This is a genomic window from Paenibacillus sp. VTT E-133280 (assembly GCF_002264385.1).
GTDB classification, from domain to species: domain Bacteria; phylum Bacillota; class Bacilli; order Paenibacillales; family Paenibacillaceae; genus Paenibacillus_AQ; species Paenibacillus_AQ nitricinens.
The window spans coordinates 40,632-56,693 of record NZ_NFUX01000026.1; the positions used below are offsets into that span (position 1 = coordinate 40,632).

Genomic DNA, 16,062 nt, shown 5'->3' on the forward strand with positions numbered 1-16,062 from the left:
CTTACACTAGTATGAATGGTCTCTAAAATACTGCTGCAATACTATTCAGTAAGTCTTGCTTCCAGCTCTGCCTTTTCTTTTTCGTAACCCGGTTTGCCAAGTAGCGCAAACATATTCTTCTTGTATGCTTCAACGCCTGGTTGGTCGAATGGGTTAACACCGAGTAGGTAACCGCTGATGCCGCAAGCTTTTTCAAAGAAGTAAACCAAATAACCAAATGTGTATGGTGTTTGATCAGGAATAGTAACGATAAGGTTAGGTACTTGACCATCTGTATGCGCAAGCATCGTACCTTGGAAAGCCTTCTTATTTACGAAATCCATAGTCTTTCCTGTTAAGAAGTTCAAGCCATCCAGATCATCCGGATCGTTCTCAATGGTCACATGATGAGCCACTTGATCTACTTGGATTACCGTTTCAAAAATATTACGGTTACCTTCTTGGATAAATTGACCCATGGAGTGTAGATCCGTAGAGAAATCAACGGAAGAAGGATAAATTCCTTTGAAATCCTTACCTTCACTCTCGCCAAACAATTGTTTCCACCACTCCGATACAAAGTGTAAGGAAGGCTCATAGTTAACGAGGATTTCAGTTGTCTTACCTTTGCGATACAGCGCATTACGAACTGCAGCATATTGATAAGCTTGGTTAGTAGCTACATCTGGATTATTGAACTCATCCGCAGCGGCAGCAGCACCTTGCATCATCTCTTCAATGTTAATACCTGCTACAGCGATTGGAAGCAAGCCTACAGGTGTCAATACGGAGTATCGTCCGCCTACATCGTCTGGAATGATGAAGGATTCATAACCTTCTTCAGTAGCCAATTTCTTAAGGGCACCTTTTTCCTTGTCTGTAGTAGCGTAAATACGTTTGCGAGCTTCTTCTTTACCATATTTCTTCTCCAGAGCTGCGCGGAAAATGCGGAAAGCAATGGCTGGCTCAGTCGTAGTTCCTGATTTGGAGATTACGTTCACGGAGAAGTCTTTGCCTTCTACTAAATCAAGCAAATGCGTGATGTATGTAGAACTGATGTTATTACCAGCGAAATAAACTTCTGGAGTTTTGCGCTTATCTTTAGAAAGGTTATTGTAAAAAGAATGCGAGAGCGCTTCAATTGCTGCACGTGCTCCCAGATAAGAACCACCAATACCAATTACAATCAGTACTTCGGAATCGCTCTGGATCTTCTTTGCGGCTTGCTGAATGCGTGCGAATTCTTCCTTATCATAAGCTGATGGAAGATCAATCCATCCAAGATAGTCGGAACCTACACCAGTCTTATTATGCAACTGTTCGTGCGCTAACTTAACTGGAGCGGCAAGGTTGTCAATTTCTTGTTGGTTAAAGAAAGAAAGGGCTTTGGTGTAGTCAAAATTAATCTTCTTAGACATCGGTAATGGAAACCTCCTGTTTATCTCTTTAAATTTGAAACCGCTTGTTACAACTTTATAATTAGGATACTTTAATTTGCCTTGACTGGCAAGGTCTTAGGGCACATCCCGGGCTTTAGAACCAAGTTTTCGAAAGTTTCATGGAAGCGTTTCCCGCATCATTAGGCAAGGCTGAGCTGTGGTGCTGGCCTAAGTGCCGTGATAGAATGAAGAAAACGGAAGGTGGCTATATAAATGAAACAAATCGGTTTTATCGGACTTGGAACAATGGGAGCGCCAATGGCTTCCAACTTGCTTCGTGGCGGCTTTCAGGTGACAGTGTACAACCGTACGGCAGCTAAATGTAAACCTCTTGAAGCAGAAGGTGCCCTGACCGCTCTTACGCCACGTGCTGCCGCTGAAGGTAAGGATGTTATTATTACCATGATCAGTAATGATGATTCGGTTCGTGAAGTGTTTTATGGTCAGGATGGTATTCTAGATGCGCTTAAGCCAGGCGGCTTAATTATTGATTCCAGCACAATTTCTCCAGGACTAGTTCACGAAATTGCCACTGCTGTAGAAGCCCGGGGCGGACATTTCCTTGACGCTCCAGTGACTGGAAGCAAGCCGGCAGCTATTGAAGGAACCTTGGTGTTCATGGTTGGCGGCAGTGCTGAAGTCATAGAACAGCATCGCGATATCTTCGATACTTTGGGTAAAAAGCTGATACATATGGGTGAGAACGGCAGTGGTGCTGTAGCCAAGCTGGCTCATAATGCTATGGTCGGCATTCATAATGTTGCCCTGGCTGAAGGGTTCGCTATCGCTGTAAAATCAGGTGTTCCAGCTGACAAGTTCCTTGAACTAGTGCAGCTTGGTTCTGCGGGTAGCAAACAAGCAGAGCTTAAAGGCCGTAAAATCATAGAAAATGATTTCAGCAATCAGTTCTCCCTTGCATTAATGTTAAAGGATTTGAAGTTAGCCTCCGCCCACAGCGATTTCACAGGCGTCCCTTCTCCAATGCTGGGACTAGCCAAAAGTATGTTCCAAGCCGGGTTTACCCAAGGCTATGGCGACGAAGACCTCTCCGCTGTAGTGAAATGCTATGAAGAGTGGATCGGACAAAAAATGGGTTCTACTGTATCCGATAAATAAATTCAAAAACTAAAACCTACTCTAGTTAGAAACATTTACGACCGCTTCACACATGACTATTCAAATGTGTGAGGCGGTCTTTCTATATGGGAATTTTGTTTGTTAATGGAAATATGCTAGAGTAACTTTTGCAGCAACAAGCCACAGCCATTGCTATCGGTCACAGCTGACTCTGCATCGCCACAAAAAATCAAAAAGCAGCGGTTCTCCATTAACAGGAGAATCGCTGCGTTGCTGTCTTTATGATTTTCAAAACACTTATAGAACCGGGTAAGAACAGCAATAATCAGTTACTTCAAATACTTCCAACGCAAATTTTGAGTTGCCAGGGACATTGAACGTTGCCGCTCCCTTAATCTCCTGCCAACCCTCAGTGCCGGGAAGCAGCACTTTAAGATCGCCGGACAGAATCTCCATAATTTCAGGACCATCCGTACCAAATTCATATACACCAGGCAACATGATACCAAGCGTCACCTTAGTTCCATCCTGCAAGATTACCGTACGGCTGGTTACTTGTCCGCCATAATATACATTGGCTGCTTTTTCAATCGTTGCGTTGTTAAACTGACTCATTACTTGTTCTCCCCCTAATGATTATTCAGTTAATTACAGAAGTGCTTTCACACGGCTAACTACATTCTCAACAGTAAAGCCGTATTCTTTCATTACTCTGTCTCCAGGTGCGGAAGCTCCGAAAGTAGTGATGCCGAGGATATCGCCTTGGTCACCAGTGTAACGTTCCCAGCCAAAGGTTTGTGCCATTTCGATTGCAAGACGAGCCTTAACTCCTGGAAGAATAACGGAATCACGGTATTCTTTATCTTGTTTTTCGAACAGATCCCAGCTTGGCAAGCTGATTACACGAACATCGATACCTTCTTCAGCCAAAGCAGCTTGTGCTTTAACAGCCAGCTGTACTTCAGAACCAGTAGCGATCAGTTGTGCTTGTGGAGTGCCATTCTTGGAATCAGAGACAACATAACCACCACGTTTGATGTTTTCACGAACGCCATCAACTGTTCCAGCAAGAATTGGCAAGTTTTGACGAGTCAGAACCAAAGCGACCGGATTGTTTTTGTTTTCCATAGCATAAGCCCATGCTGCTGAAGTTTCGTTAGCATCAGCCGGACGAATAACAGTCAGACCTGGGATGATACGCAGGGAAGCCAATTGTTCGATTGGTTCATGCGTAGGACCATCTTCACCAACTGCAATACTGTCATGTGTCAGTACATAGGTTACTGGCAATTTCATGATCGAAGCCAAACGAATGGCTGGACGCAGGTAGTCTGTGAACACGAAGAATGTTCCTCCGAATACTTTAAGACCCGTGTGCAGTGCAATACCGTTCATGGCAGCAGCCATACCAAACTCACGTACGCCGAAGTAGATGTTGCGGCCATCATAAGATTCTGGTGTGAACGATGTCAAACCATTCAAATGCGTCATAGTGGAGCTTTCCAAGTCAGCAGAACCGCCCACAAGCTGAGGAACACCAGCAGTCAGACCATTAAGTGCACTACCGGAAGCTACACGAGTAGATACTGCTTTATCTTCAGTAGTGTAAGTTGGAAGGTTAGCATCCCAGCCTTCTGGAAGATCGCCGTTGATTACTGTTTCAAATTGTGCAGCAAGCTCTGGATATGCTTTTTTGTAAGCCGCAAATTTGTCATCCCAAGCTTTGTTAGCTGCGATTCCGTTTTTCTTCACTTCTGCAAAATGAGCACGAACTTCGTCAGGTACATAGAAATCTTCTTCGTATACCCATTTGTAGAAATCTTTGGTAAGCTTAGCTTCTTCTGCTCCAAGTGGGGAACCGTGAGTACCGCCATGGCCGCCTTTACCTTGTTTGTTAGGGCTACCATAACCAATAACAGTTTTCACTTCGATCAATGTCGGTTTGCTAGTCTCAGCTTGAGCTTCAGCAATCGCTTTGGCGATAGCAGGAAGATCATTTCCGTCTTCAACGCGAAGTACTTGCCAGCCATAAGCATCAAAACGTTGAGCCACGTTCTCGGAGAACGAAAGGTTCAATTTACCATCAAGGGAAATATCATTTGAATCATACAATACAACCAATTTGCCCAGTTTCAAATGACCAGCGAGTGAAGCGGACTCGGAAGAGATCCCTTCCATCAGGTCACCATCACCACAAATAGCGTAAGTATAGTGGTCAATCACTTTATGTTCATCTTTGTTGTAAGTAGCACTGAGTTGCGCTTCAGCCATAGCCATACCAACAGCCATACCAATACCTTGTCCAAGTGGACCTGTTGTAGCATCAACACCAGCGGTATGCCCCACTTCCGGGTGACCTGGAGTCAAGCTGCCCCATTGACGGAAATTTTTCAATTCTTCCATAGGAAGATCATAACCACTAAGGTGCAACAAGCTGTATAGAAGCATAGAACCATGTCCTGCGGACAATACAAAACGGTCACGGTTTACCCATGTCGGATGATCAGGGTTGTGTTTCATTGTTTTTGCAAACAATTGGTAGCCCATTGGTGCAGAACCCATTGGCATACCTGGATGGCCGGAGTTTGCTTTTTCAATGGCGTCAATCGCCAAAGTACGAATCGTTGTAATGGACAGGTTATCTACAGTTGAGTTTTCTTCCTTTTGAATCGCTTGTTCTTGTTCACTCATTTAATAGTTCCTCCTCTGAAATCTCAAGAATGTCATTTTGACTCTTATTGTATCATTAGTGTGGAAGCAATTCCAATTGTTTTTAAAAACTCTTTATTTGAACAGCTTATCTTTTGCAATATCGACGTATTTATATACACACATGAACTATGAGACAATCCAGAATTGCACTAGTCTATGGTCTAGTTTTTAATTACGACTAAAGATTGTTTTACAATGCTCAAATATACAGTAAGATGGAGTTAGTTAAGCATAATTTTCATGCATTACCCAACATTTCCTAGTGGAAAGGAATTTTGAACATGAGTTCGAATAAGGACATCTTTATTGTGCTTACCGGTACAGGTACGGCCTTTAGTGGTTTTATAAAGTGGTTTACAAAAGCCGATCTGAATCATGCTTCGATCGCCTTTGACTGTGAACTGCGGGAGGTATACAGCTTCGGAAGAAAAAAAATGCACAATCCATTTGTGGCAGGACTAATCCAGGAGAACTTTATCGACCCTTTTTATAACAGTGCTAATTGTTCCATCTATCAGTTGCGTGTTAGCGCTGAGGAATACGATACGATGTACAATCACGTCCAAGGGATGATGCAAAATCAGGAGCGTTATAAATACCATCTTCTAGGATTAATAGGTGTGCTTCTAAATATTAAAATCGATAGAGAAAATGCTTATTTTTGTTCCCATTTCGTTGCCTCTTTATTTGAAGAAACTGCAGTTCAGCCTGTGAATAAGCCTTCCTGCTTCGTTACACCGGAAGATTTTGCTCTTTCACTCTGTGCACATAAGATTTTTACTGGCAAGCTATCCTATTATTTACGTAGAGCTCAGAGAGCCTCTGCCCGTGCATCTTCTTTACCATTACATAATACTTCGGTTGCCGCACGAATGATGCGAATAAATGAAGACCGGACTGAAGGGGTCGTATAAAAGGCTCAATGCTTGTTAAAAAGGACTAAGCGGAATGTAATTCCGCTTAGTCCTTTTTAACCATCAAATAACGAAATCAACCATGTACTGACTGCACATGAGTTCATAACCGATCGATTGATATAGAGAAATTGCACCTGTATTCTCTCCAAGGACATTCAAATACACGTTGGAGGTAACCCTTCTCCCCGCTCGGGTGAGCTCTGCGCAGATCTTTTTTCCGTAGCCTTGCCTTCTCCATCTTACATCCGTGCCGATGTTCCCCAATTCAACGTAATCCTCGCTATAAATATGGTATCCACCTACCGCAATCAGCTCATGCTGTTCCATCACACCATAGAACGGATACTGTAATTCTTCTTTTGAAAAAGCCATTGTTTCTAAATCGGCCATTTTCGACTCAATAAGCTCAAAATAAGAAGGACCCAAAGGTAAAACGCTTTTATCCACCGGTGGCAACGCTTCTTGATGGATATGCTTCATTAGAAGCAGCTTTTTGGGAGACTTAACAAGCTCAAGCTGTGAATCAAGTACATCCATAACTTCTTCATTAACGATTGCGCTACCGACAGCATTGTCAGGTAAATCCAGTTGTTCTTTCATAAATGAAAGCACGGACCGGAGACAAAAAGACTTCTCCACAGGGAATACGGAAAAAGCATAGAATGGGAGCCCCCTTAAAAAGGCAAATACGCCGAGCAGCTCCCCCTGTTCAGTAAAATGTCCATAGTGTACCGAATTATGCTTACGAGCTGTAAGGTATGAATAGTATAAAAAATGTTGTTCCCTATTTATCAAACTCAAGATTGATTTCATTTCCGCTGGTGTTAACTCTCGAATCATATCTCCTACCCCTATCAATGTTTGATACAATGCTTCAACATTAACATGATCCTGTGAAGTCACGCAAAAAAGAAATGGGATAGGTGATATAGGCCCTACTCTACTTTATTCGATGACTTTGGAAATACTCCGCCCAATCTGATGATATAACAACTGTAACGGTATCCGTTTTGGTGTTGTACGCATTCTGAGCCGTAAAGGTAAAAGTAACAGGGCCATCGGGTAGCTTTTCAAAAGAGCTATCGTACATTTCACCTGTCCAGAAGGTTTTATCGTCGTTAGTTGGGCTGAGCTGCGTAGTAAACCCTCCGTTCATAGTCACTTGCACAGTATCTGGGAGACCTGTTGCTGTACCTTGCAGAACAAAACGTTCACCTGCCCAAAATATATTGTATCCTCTTGGACTCTCCTCATTGCCGCTCTTTTTCAGATTATAACCTTTACGGTTGTTGTTCCACTCTTCAGTGTGCTTCACTCCACCTTTTATACTTAATAGATTAACCATGAAGTATTTACGTGCAGAAACATTGCCCCAGCTGAACCCGTCAAAAACTTCAACCTCGACTGCATACTTCTCGTTTTCGATCAGTGAACCAACTGGAATCTGCCATTGCTTAGCGCTTGATACTTGCTCACCAGATTGTACCTTGATTACACCTGTGGCCAAGTTAATAATTCGCACCTTATAACGTTGCTGAAGATCTCCGTCTTCATCTTGATAATCCCATTTAATGATCGGGGTAAGTGTGCTTGCGATTGTCGGGTTAGATGGATCAACACTGGTTGGGTACGTTATTGTAGTCGTCGGTATCCGGTTGACTACTGTAATGTTCTGCGAAAGTTCACGTTGCAGACCCAATGAATCTGTAACGATTTGTCTAAAGGTAAAGACACCATTACTACTAAACTGCTTCGTGAAGTCCTTTTGAGTGCTCGCAAGAGCTTCTGTACCACTTGATGGTTTTAAGAAATACTTGTGGCTTATTGTATCTCCTTTTGGTTCGTCCAAATCAGAGGCGGCACTCTTAATGTTCAGAACATCCGTCCGGTAAATCGGTACCTTAGTCGCATCTTTACCAGTATCTGTGATCAGAGTGAATCCCGGCTTAGGTGCGTTATCGATGATGAATGTTTTTTCATTTGATACATCTGACCATGAAAATTTGGAGTATGCCCGACCTTGCACTGTAAAGTATTCAAACCGTTCAAATGTATTATTTGGGATTTGATATTGTCTGAGCAATCCTGTAGGATCCGGATTTTCTATGGTGGAGACTAATAGACCATCCTTCGTAAAGAACTCTTGCCTGTATTTCTCTTGTGAATCATTTTCTGGATCCGCGTAAGTCCACTTGATTAATGGATCACCTTGATCCGAGTCAATCACAGATGGGTTTGTTACTGTACCTGAAGGGCTAGTTAAAGTCATAGAAGGTGCCAAATTCTCTTTCACTTGGACTTGCAATCCAGCGATATTCGACTTATCGCCTATTTGATCAATTGCCCAATGTTCTAGCGTATATACCCCCGGATCTGAGAAGGTTAGTGTAATGTCGCGAGTAAGATATGATTTCACTTCACCCGTACTGTTCGTTACTTTCCAGTAGTATTCTAACGAGCCTTGATCTGATGTATCCTCATCAATATCGCCTGACGTAAATTGTTTTGTATCATACTGATTTACGGATGACGGTCCGTTAATCTTAGCAACAGGAACATGATTCTTAACCATAAATGTACGTGTCGCATAAGAGCTTAACCTTCCATCAGAGGCTGTGAGCTGCATTTCCCAATCCTCAGAAATAGCTTTTTTATGTGATATACCGTTACGGTTAATAAGATCACGAATGGTCATAGATTGATAACGATTGTTTCCTGCCCAGTAGTATGGAGAGTCATTAAACTTTGCATTCCAGGCATAAGATAAAACATCTCCATCTTCATCCGGATCTGGTGTTAAGTTATCCATTGTGATAATCGTATCGCGGTAAATTTCGTTAGGCATTGTAAATGCTGCAGCCGGTGGATGATTGACTACCTGTACATTTTGACTGTACCCATCCGACCACAAGCCACGATTATCATGTACTTGTAGATTGAGTTGATAATTCCCTTCACCGAATGATGCGATGTTCGGCGGTGTTGTAGCTCCACCCCAATGTTCCCATACTTTATTCCATCCATCTTTGATTACAGTCCAGTAATATACATCCAATGGATCATTATCTGGATCGAAAGACTTGTCTATAATACTCGTAGATTTACGGTAAGAAACGATATTCGGATTAACGGTAAATAATGCAACGGGTGGTAGATTAACAGACGCATTCCCCACAGTACGTTGACACCAATCACTCCATACACCGATTCCATTATCTCCATCCACATCACGGACTCTTAAACGTATGTCGTAGCTGTCCTTTTCAAAAACTCCCCCAGGCGGTTGCCCGTCGATCCACATCTCATCAAGACTCTTTTTATATTGCCATTGCCACTGCACAATCCCTTTATCAGCACTTGTAATATGATCTAAATCGTAGGATGAATCTGTTAATTGAACATTTCCATTGATAAGCCTTGCTGAAAAAAGCGCTATTGGCTTACGGTGAACTTTAAAACTCATCGTAGATGCGGCATCTTTACTCCACATCTGATATTCAGCAAAGCGAGCATCCTGTTTCGGTATATCCTTAGCTTGATAACTCACTACATATTGTCCGGTATACGGAAATGAAGTGTAAAGGCTCGTCCTCCATAGTCCCGAATCCCCTATAATCCCCATTGAGTTATCAAAGTAATTCGGATCATGATCATATCTCACTCGATCAGCGTACTTAGCATCCCACTCATAATCTTCATAGGTGGTGCCACTATTCTCTATAGGACTATTAACGAGAACAAAAGCGTTTCGCTTCAGCCTGTTTGTAACTTTAAAGGTCATACTCGCGGATTCTGACATATTTGAAGGATCTGCTACTTTTACAGTCATCGTATAATCGCCTGGCGGGATCGAATCCGCTACAGCGTCTACGGGGATAGAGAAATACTGATACCCTTTCGTTTGAGGGACTACCGTCTTCCTATAAAATATATTTGGTATCTCCGCACTTACGATAAGATCATCATTATCTGGATCATGGACATATCCCTCGATGTTAAGTGTGTTTCGTCCAGGCTCGTTCTGCAGGACTTGATTATTGGGTGTATTTAACGAAATGGTAGGTGGACTATTAGGTATCAAAGGAAATACTCTTTGAAAACTCCAACCAATGTACGGCCCTCCATATCCATGTTCTGGACCATATCCACGAAATCCATCCTGCTGACCTGCACCAAAACTGTAATTAATAACTAAACCTATTGGAAGTTCACCATAACTTAAATTCCCTATAACATTTCCATAAGGAACATCTGTCGCTAGATTAAATGTATGATCGAATGTATTCGGGTCAAACGGTCCAGCAAAAAAGCTCCTATACAATGGGGTCCAATTGGTATTTGGATTTGACCAGTGGCTCGGACAATTATATTGGTAGACTGGTAAATCTAATGGTGCCCCCTCTGGTATTGCCGCTACACAGAGATCCGCTCGAACAACACGTCTATCTAGAGCACTTTGTGATTTATACAAGTTTACTCCTACAGTCAATGTTGCATCTGAACTAATATCAAATGTAATTTGCTTAGTGGTACGATTATATTTAATATTCGTTAGTTTTTGGTTATTTATTGTCCCACGCATAGTACCATAATTCCAACCAGCGTCATAAAAATCACCATCAGCAGGTATATTTATATCTTTATAAGTAATGAAATTAGGATCACCCGTCGCAGCCTCTGCTGTCTGAAGATACACTCCCTGACTAGGAAAAACTCCGAATAAGATAGTGATTATAATTACTAGTGAAAGTATTTCTTTTGTTTTTTTCATTTAAGCACCTCTCCTACCAGGACCAATCAACTTCTGGCGCTCGATTTTTCACTTCTACAATCCGTGAGCTTAACTTTTGTCCATCTGAATTTGTAGATTTCCGATCAGCTTCTGTCACAAACTCATCAATGGTGGGTTGACCAAACTCTTCAAACACAGTAAGTCGGATTTCATATTTCCCTACCTCGCTCAGCTCTAAATTTAAGCGATCTTTGTTCTCATTACTGAAGATCACCCATGCTTCTCCGCTGAAACTCCCGTCATTATTTGAATCATAGCGATACTCCCAGAGTCTCCGACCCACTACATCTTTATCAGGCGAATAGGAGATATCATCCAATGAAACCACCGCTTTATTACCGTAATCAGGACTTCGATATACCACTCCAGGCAGAGTAAAATAGTTGTACGGCGCTTCATCTGGCACAATATCAAAAGTGATCTCATTACTTGAAGAATATCCAAGCGTGTTTTCCACATAGATCGTAGCCTTATATTTTCCAGGTTTCTTAAATAAGACGTCTTTGCTTTCGAAATCAGACAATGTGCCACTGTACTTAATATCTTCATTCGTCCCAACAGAAACCGCAGTGATGGTAACTCGTGTTTTCGATGGTATTAACGGAAAGCGTGTTGGACTCTGGCTTCTATTGGTCAATGTCGTTTTACGATTCTGTTTAAGTGTTCCTTCTATCGATATATCCGCATTGGGGGTAGGTACAGTAACCGTTATTACTGTACTCGTACTCCCAAATTGATTAGTGTTGTCTACAACTGTAAGCGCTATTGGAAATGTCTCACCGATCTGATCTACCGTATACCACACGTTCCCTCTTGAGGTATTTCCTATCTCCCCTTGGGCCCCTGAAGTATCCCACCAGTAGTCTTGTATGTATCCATCTGGGTCATAGGATGCTGCTCCGCTAATGAGCGTATCATTTCCTGCTTTGACGTATCTCGGTGCTGAAATTCTTGCTATAGGCGGCTTTCCTTCCGGTTCTGTTGGCTTGGTTGGAGGTGGAGGAAAAGTAACCAGAGGTTTGTTTTTATAAACACCTGCTGAAATCTGTAGAGGCTGTTCCAGAGAGGTGATGGTTCCACTCTTTGTGACGATTGGCTTTTTAAAGCGGACGAGAACGGTTAAAGCATATTCCTGAGTAAAATGTTCGCCCGTTACACTCGACTTTTTGATCTCAAAGTCAAATAAAGCGCTTACGTTAAATGTCTTTGCAGATTCCTTTTTCGTTTTGAGTGTGTTGTTCTTATCTTTCTCTTTAGCATAGAACACCCACTCATCAATATTTGAAGCATCATTGTAGCCTTGTAGCTGCCCTATTAACGAAATTTGAACGGGTTCGTCTTTATCTCCCAATTTCGTAGGATTTGGATTAGGTTTATTTAGGGTTACTGTACCGGTAAGTGTTGGTTCTGTAGGGAGAGTGTAATCAAAGGAGACATTGCCGCTGTATTTGTAAGTAGTTACATTAGCCGAACCTGTAAAGTAGTAGCTTAAATCTGTTTTATAACGTCTACCCAATGCATGACCACTTTTGTCAAAATTCGGACTTAATTGTTCAAGATTATAATTTTGCATAGCTGCGTCAGTTTTATAATAAATAATAAATTGATTCCCATTTACAATATTATGATTAACATATGTTGTTGAAAGCGTTTCTTTAGGTACAACTATTTTGACTGTTGACTCTATGATTTGAGATGAATCTATTACCGAATTCACGTTTTGGTCGTACCATTTAAGTCCCGAACGTGATACTGCTGCTTGAGTTACCACAGTCATATCCGGAGGATCATTTCTAGGTGTACCATTACCTTGTCCATTTTTATCGTAATGTTTTTGACCATTAATGTATGGATCCCATTCATTTATCTGCCATCTTACACCGTCTGAATATCGCCAAATAGAATTACCAGGATTCGTAAAAAAAAGGGTCTTAAACGAGCCATAATATCCGAGTAAATTATCTATTCGTTGTTTTGTTTCAACGCCCTTTAAAGTAACCTTTATTTTCCCGTTCTCCATTGTAAGAGCAACTTTTTGATTAGAGCCATTATATTTAAGAGAAGAGACATCAATTGCCGAATTGGATACTCCACTTGGAAGATCTAAGTAATAAGATTTTTGAGCATTTGCAGACCCATTAAGAATTTCTGAAGGTATGGCCACTGTTTTACTTTGTGAATTAGCAGCCTTAATGTTCTGTGGAATATATAGAAAAATAAGTATAACTGTAAGCAATACAATCCAAATTTTCTTCATAAAACTACTCCCCTGAAAGTTTAACAATGTATTTTTCTTCAAAATTACCTCCAACATTAAGATATATAGAAATTTCTTTAGGGTCTTTAATATATCCATACATCTGATAGCTAGATAGCTTCTCACCTGGTTTCAACACCCAATTCCACAATGCTTCCTTATTGTTAAATTGTTGCATTTTATTTTTAGGTGAAGGTGTAAGAAGATTATAACCATCTATTTTAAAATGCCATTTTGGACTCGAATCATTAGCACTTAATTGAATGATTTTACTGCCCTTATTTTCAATGGTGAGTTTAGTCCATACCATATATTTAGTAGGTGTTTTATAAATTCGATCTGAATAACCATACATCTTCATTAGAGATTGTGCTTCTTTAGACTTTACATCGTAAAACATCAGTTTCTCCAACGTATAACTCAACCCACCCGCCGTAACTGTCACAGGCAACTCCAAGTCTTTCTTCAATCCAAATTTAAACAGATTATCCCTCATGATTGGTGCTGGCGTAACTGCAGGTTTCACCGTTGCTGCGGGTACCTCGGATGTGATTGGCTTAGCCGTAACTACTGGTGTAGTCGTTTCCGCTTTTACAGCCACTCCCTGCCCTAAAACCACGCTAAATAACATTGCCGCTGCCAAAGTCGCCTTTACAACTCTCTTCTTCATCCCCGAATCTCTCCCTAGTCTCAATTGGATTTTTCCTACTTATTGAACTTATACTCCTGAACTGCAGGTACTCTGATTGGCTCTTGTGTTTTGGCTCTGGAGATCAGCAACGGATGTTCCGTCTCGATAACGGCAATAACCGAGGGACCCTCTATGTATTTGGTAATGCCATATTCACTATCCTCGTATAAAAGCGGAAAAGTCACTTCATCGGAATCATCAATAATATCAAACTTCACGATCTTTACTTGATTCTTAAAACGACTGCCTACTTGAGGAGAAAGGCCGTTATCAAGCCCAAGATTCGCCTGCAAGGCATGTTGAAAAGTATCGTAAGCAAGCGCGGGATCGATAATTAGACGACCTCGTGTGAGTTCAGTTTCATCTAATTCCTGCGCAGCATCGTGAACAGCGATATTGTTTGCATCTTTTAGCATGCTGCGCAGCATGTCCCACTCCTGATTCTGGATCTGAAAGAACCAGGAGTAGATAAAGATCAGCAGGACAAATGCCAGCTTAATAATGTAATCCATAAATTAGGCTCATCCCTTAATCAATCGAGATATTCACTCATAATTGACCCATGGCCATAATATCGGGTCGGCTGCGAAACTGTGGAAAAGTTATACGGAAACAAATTTATCCGCGGTGCTGTTACATACACATCAATTCGTTGCTTGCGTTCTTGAATGGTATCCGTACTGCTCGTAATTTCTATAGAACCCTCTGAGAACCCTATCGCCTTCAGATTTGAAATCACTTCGTTCCGCATAGACGCTGTGACCATCCCCTCCGTTGCAGCTTTTTGTGTGATGTAGGACGTATTAGCTTTGACCTGTAAATCTAGCAAATAATCAATATAGGTAAATATGGGCTGCAGGATAATAAACAGGACAAGCCACATGAATAATGCCCGGAGGACGGTCTCCTTCAATAGAAACGCCTCCTTCTAATATTGCTCTACTTGCTTAGTATGTGTGATGATATCGTCTTGACTGCTGCCAATGATATGCGTAGCTACTGTGATAAACATCCCTGCGATCACAAAGCCAATAGCCAGAAACATTGCTATGGAGATAGAGTCTTTTTTCATAATCGAATTAAACCCGAGCAGTTGAAGTTTGGCTGGAATCCAGTGGTTGAATAAAAGTCACACCTGGAATCGTCGGTTTATTATCATCCGTAGCATCAATGACCTCCCGAACTACAGGAATCAAAACAGCAATTACGATGGCCACACATAAAAATCCAATAGCAATAAACAAACCTGTAGAAATAGCATCCTTTTTCATTGTTAAAATCTCCCTTTTATTTTATATTTTTAAAATAATATTGAATATACAATTTTTCACTGGAACATGCCGACACCATTAAAATTCCCTTTGATCAGCAAAATGTACTGCATCGCCATCGCGACAATCATCAAAAAAGTAGCAATCGATGGGATCACATTAATGATCGTAGATAAATCACCGATAAAAGACCACTTTTTCAAATACTGATCACTGGAGATTTTGGATATAATCTTACCTTGCTCACGCAAATAATTCGCCGCTTCTGTGTCGTCCTCCATACCCTCAGTAGCCAGCAAAATGGACCGGATGTCATTAATAAAACTGTGATTATCCGGAAACTTGGCACAGAACCATTCAATCGCCCCCTCCACACCCTCATCTACCGCTCGTTCTGACAACTCATACAAATCCTGACGTATATATTGAAAATGTCCAGCCGTACTCCCGCAAAAAGTGCCAAATTGCGCATATCCGCGCTTGCGCAGCCGATTATTCTCATATAGACGGATGAAAGAGATCAGCTCACCGTCTTTTTTAATAACCGTTTTTTGATGAAGCCATGCAAGCACCCAGCCAAACGGAAGATAGCGCATCGGACTGCTAATTATGAGAATAAGTAGAGCAATTAGAGGGTCATAGATAGAAAAAGAATTTGAACGAATAAAATCACTGATGACTTGAGTTATTAAATAAATCAGCGCTGCCGAGTAACGGAAAAGCGTAATTTTACGGGCCGCAATCGATAAACCTGAATCATCCAATAATTGCTGGAGTCTATCTCCCTGCATCCGTTCCCCAAACTTATTCCACCGCAGTCCTAATCGGACAAGATATCTTTCCTGTTTACTGCTGCTGCTTATAAAGACAAGTAAAGCGACATATACAATCCCGATTACAGTAATTAATAGTAACAATCTGTCCATA

The 16,062-nt window shown here is 41.5% G+C and carries 14 protein-coding genes; 2 read left to right on the forward strand and 12 right to left on the reverse strand.

What is annotated here, in order from left to right; translation table 11 throughout:
• Positions 1-41: 41 nt before the first annotated feature.
• The gene (locus CA600_RS13520) at positions 42-1,397 is read right to left on the reverse strand and encodes a glucose-6-phosphate isomerase (RefSeq protein ID WP_042124930.1); all 1,356 of its coding nucleotides are present in this window, start codon (positions 1,395-1,397) and stop codon (positions 42-44) included.
• Positions 1,398-1,631: 234 nt separating this feature from the next.
• Here CA600_RS13520 and CA600_RS13525 point away from each other — a divergent pair, with 234 nt between their 5' ends.
• Positions 1,632-2,534, forward strand: coding sequence for an NAD(P)-dependent oxidoreductase (locus CA600_RS13525; RefSeq protein ID WP_094870649.1), 903 nt, complete (start codon positions 1,632-1,634; stop codon positions 2,532-2,534).
• Positions 2,535-2,792: 258 nt separating this feature from the next.
• On the opposite strand, the gene ppnP is transcribed toward CA600_RS13525, so the two are convergent.
• On the reverse strand, positions 2,793-3,110 hold the full coding sequence (gene ppnP, locus CA600_RS13530) for a pyrimidine/purine nucleoside phosphorylase (RefSeq protein ID WP_094870650.1): 318 nt from the start codon (positions 3,108-3,110) through the stop codon (positions 2,793-2,795).
• Between the two features lie 33 nt (positions 3,111-3,143).
• Positions 3,144-5,186: a transketolase gene (gene tkt, locus CA600_RS13535; RefSeq protein ID WP_094870651.1), complete on the reverse strand. Its 2,043-nt coding sequence runs from the start codon at positions 5,184-5,186 to the stop codon at positions 3,144-3,146.
• A gap of 302 nt (positions 5,187-5,488) precedes the next feature.
• On the opposite strand from tkt, the gene CA600_RS13540 reads away from it, so the two are divergent.
• Positions 5,489-6,121 (forward strand): hypothetical protein, encoded by a 633-nt coding sequence (locus tag CA600_RS13540; RefSeq protein WP_179281616.1) that lies wholly within the window; start codon positions 5,489-5,491, stop codon positions 6,119-6,121.
• 63 nt (positions 6,122-6,184) lie between these two features.
• Here the strand turns inward: CA600_RS13540 and CA600_RS13545 are convergent, their stop codons facing one another.
• The 9 genes from CA600_RS13545 to CA600_RS13580 form a co-directional block, all read right to left on the reverse strand.
• Complete coding sequence (locus tag CA600_RS13545; RefSeq protein WP_094870652.1) at positions 6,185-6,964, reverse strand: GNAT family N-acetyltransferase; 780 nt, start codon at positions 6,962-6,964, stop codon at positions 6,185-6,187.
• Between the two features lie 100 nt (positions 6,965-7,064).
• Positions 7,065-10,895 carry a hypothetical protein gene (locus CA600_RS13550; RefSeq protein WP_094870653.1) on the reverse strand — a complete coding sequence of 1,277 codons (3,831 nt, stop codon included), beginning with the start codon at positions 10,893-10,895 and terminating at the stop codon, positions 7,065-7,067.
• 13 nt (positions 10,896-10,908) lie between these two features.
• Positions 10,909-13,173: a hypothetical protein gene (locus tag CA600_RS13555; protein WP_094870654.1), complete on the reverse strand. Its 2,265-nt coding sequence runs from the start codon at positions 13,171-13,173 to the stop codon at positions 10,909-10,911.
• A 4-nt stretch (positions 13,174-13,177) separates the two neighbouring features.
• Entirely contained in the window at positions 13,178-13,843 is a 666-nt protein-coding gene (locus CA600_RS13560) for a hypothetical protein (protein WP_094870655.1), read from the reverse strand.
• Positions 13,844-13,878: 35 nt separating this feature from the next.
• The gene (locus CA600_RS13565) at positions 13,879-14,376 is read right to left on the reverse strand and encodes a hypothetical protein (RefSeq protein WP_094870656.1); all 498 of its coding nucleotides are present in this window, start codon (positions 14,374-14,376) and stop codon (positions 13,879-13,881) included.
• Positions 14,377-14,396: 20 nt separating this feature from the next.
• Positions 14,397-14,777 carry a hypothetical protein gene (locus CA600_RS13570; protein WP_076284074.1) on the reverse strand — a complete coding sequence of 127 codons (381 nt, stop codon included), beginning with the start codon at positions 14,775-14,777 and terminating at the stop codon, positions 14,397-14,399.
• 15 nt (positions 14,778-14,792) lie between these two features.
• Positions 14,793-14,936: a hypothetical protein gene (locus CA600_RS31235; RefSeq protein ID WP_156113062.1), complete on the reverse strand. Its 144-nt coding sequence runs from the start codon at positions 14,934-14,936 to the stop codon at positions 14,793-14,795.
• A gap of 7 nt (positions 14,937-14,943) precedes the next feature.
• Positions 14,944-15,135, reverse strand: a complete 192-nt coding sequence (locus CA600_RS13575) for a hypothetical protein (RefSeq protein ID WP_094870657.1) — start codon at positions 15,133-15,135, stop codon at positions 14,944-14,946.
• 56 nt (positions 15,136-15,191) lie between these two features.
• The gene (locus CA600_RS13580) at positions 15,192-16,061 is read right to left on the reverse strand and encodes a hypothetical protein (protein ID WP_094870658.1); all 870 of its coding nucleotides are present in this window, start codon (positions 16,059-16,061) and stop codon (positions 15,192-15,194) included.
• Position 16,062 lies beyond the last annotated feature (1 nt).

Coding starts and splice junctions, on each gene's coding strand:
- CA600_RS13520 (WP_042124930.1), bottom strand. CDS start 1,397: ATGTCTAAGAAGATTAATTTTGACTACACCAAAGCCCTTTCTTTCTTT.
- tkt (WP_094870651.1), bottom strand. CDS start 5,186: ATGAGTGAACAAGAACAAGCGATTCAAAAGGAAGAAAACTCAACTGTA.
- CA600_RS13545 (WP_094870652.1), bottom strand. CDS start 6,964: ATGATTCGAGAGTTAACACCAGCGGAAATGAAATCAATCTTGAGTTTG.
- CA600_RS31235 (WP_156113062.1), bottom strand. CDS start 14,936: ATGAAAAAAGACTCTATCTCCATAGCAATGTTTCTGGCTATTGGCTTT.
- CA600_RS13540 (WP_179281616.1), top strand. CDS start 5,489: ATGAGTTCGAATAAGGACATCTTTATTGTGCTTACCGGTACAGGTACG.
- CA600_RS13575 (WP_094870657.1), bottom strand. CDS start 15,135: ATGAAAAAGGATGCTATTTCTACAGGTTTGTTTATTGCTATTGGATTT.
- CA600_RS13550 (WP_094870653.1), bottom strand. CDS start 10,895: ATGAAAAAAACAAAAGAAATACTTTCACTAGTAATTATAATCACTATC.
- CA600_RS13565 (WP_094870656.1), bottom strand. CDS start 14,376: ATGGATTACATTATTAAGCTGGCATTTGTCCTGCTGATCTTTATCTAC.
- CA600_RS13580 (WP_094870658.1), bottom strand. CDS start 16,061: ATGGACAGATTGTTACTATTAATTACTGTAATCGGGATTGTATATGTC.
- CA600_RS13560 (WP_094870655.1), bottom strand. CDS start 13,843: ATGAAGAAGAGAGTTGTAAAGGCGACTTTGGCAGCGGCAATGTTATTT.
- ppnP (WP_094870650.1), bottom strand. CDS start 3,110: ATGAGTCAGTTTAACAACGCAACGATTGAAAAAGCAGCCAATGTATAT.
- CA600_RS13525 (WP_094870649.1), top strand. CDS start 1,632: ATGAAACAAATCGGTTTTATCGGACTTGGAACAATGGGAGCGCCAATG.
- CA600_RS13555 (WP_094870654.1), bottom strand. CDS start 13,173: ATGAAGAAAATTTGGATTGTATTGCTTACAGTTATACTTATTTTTCTA.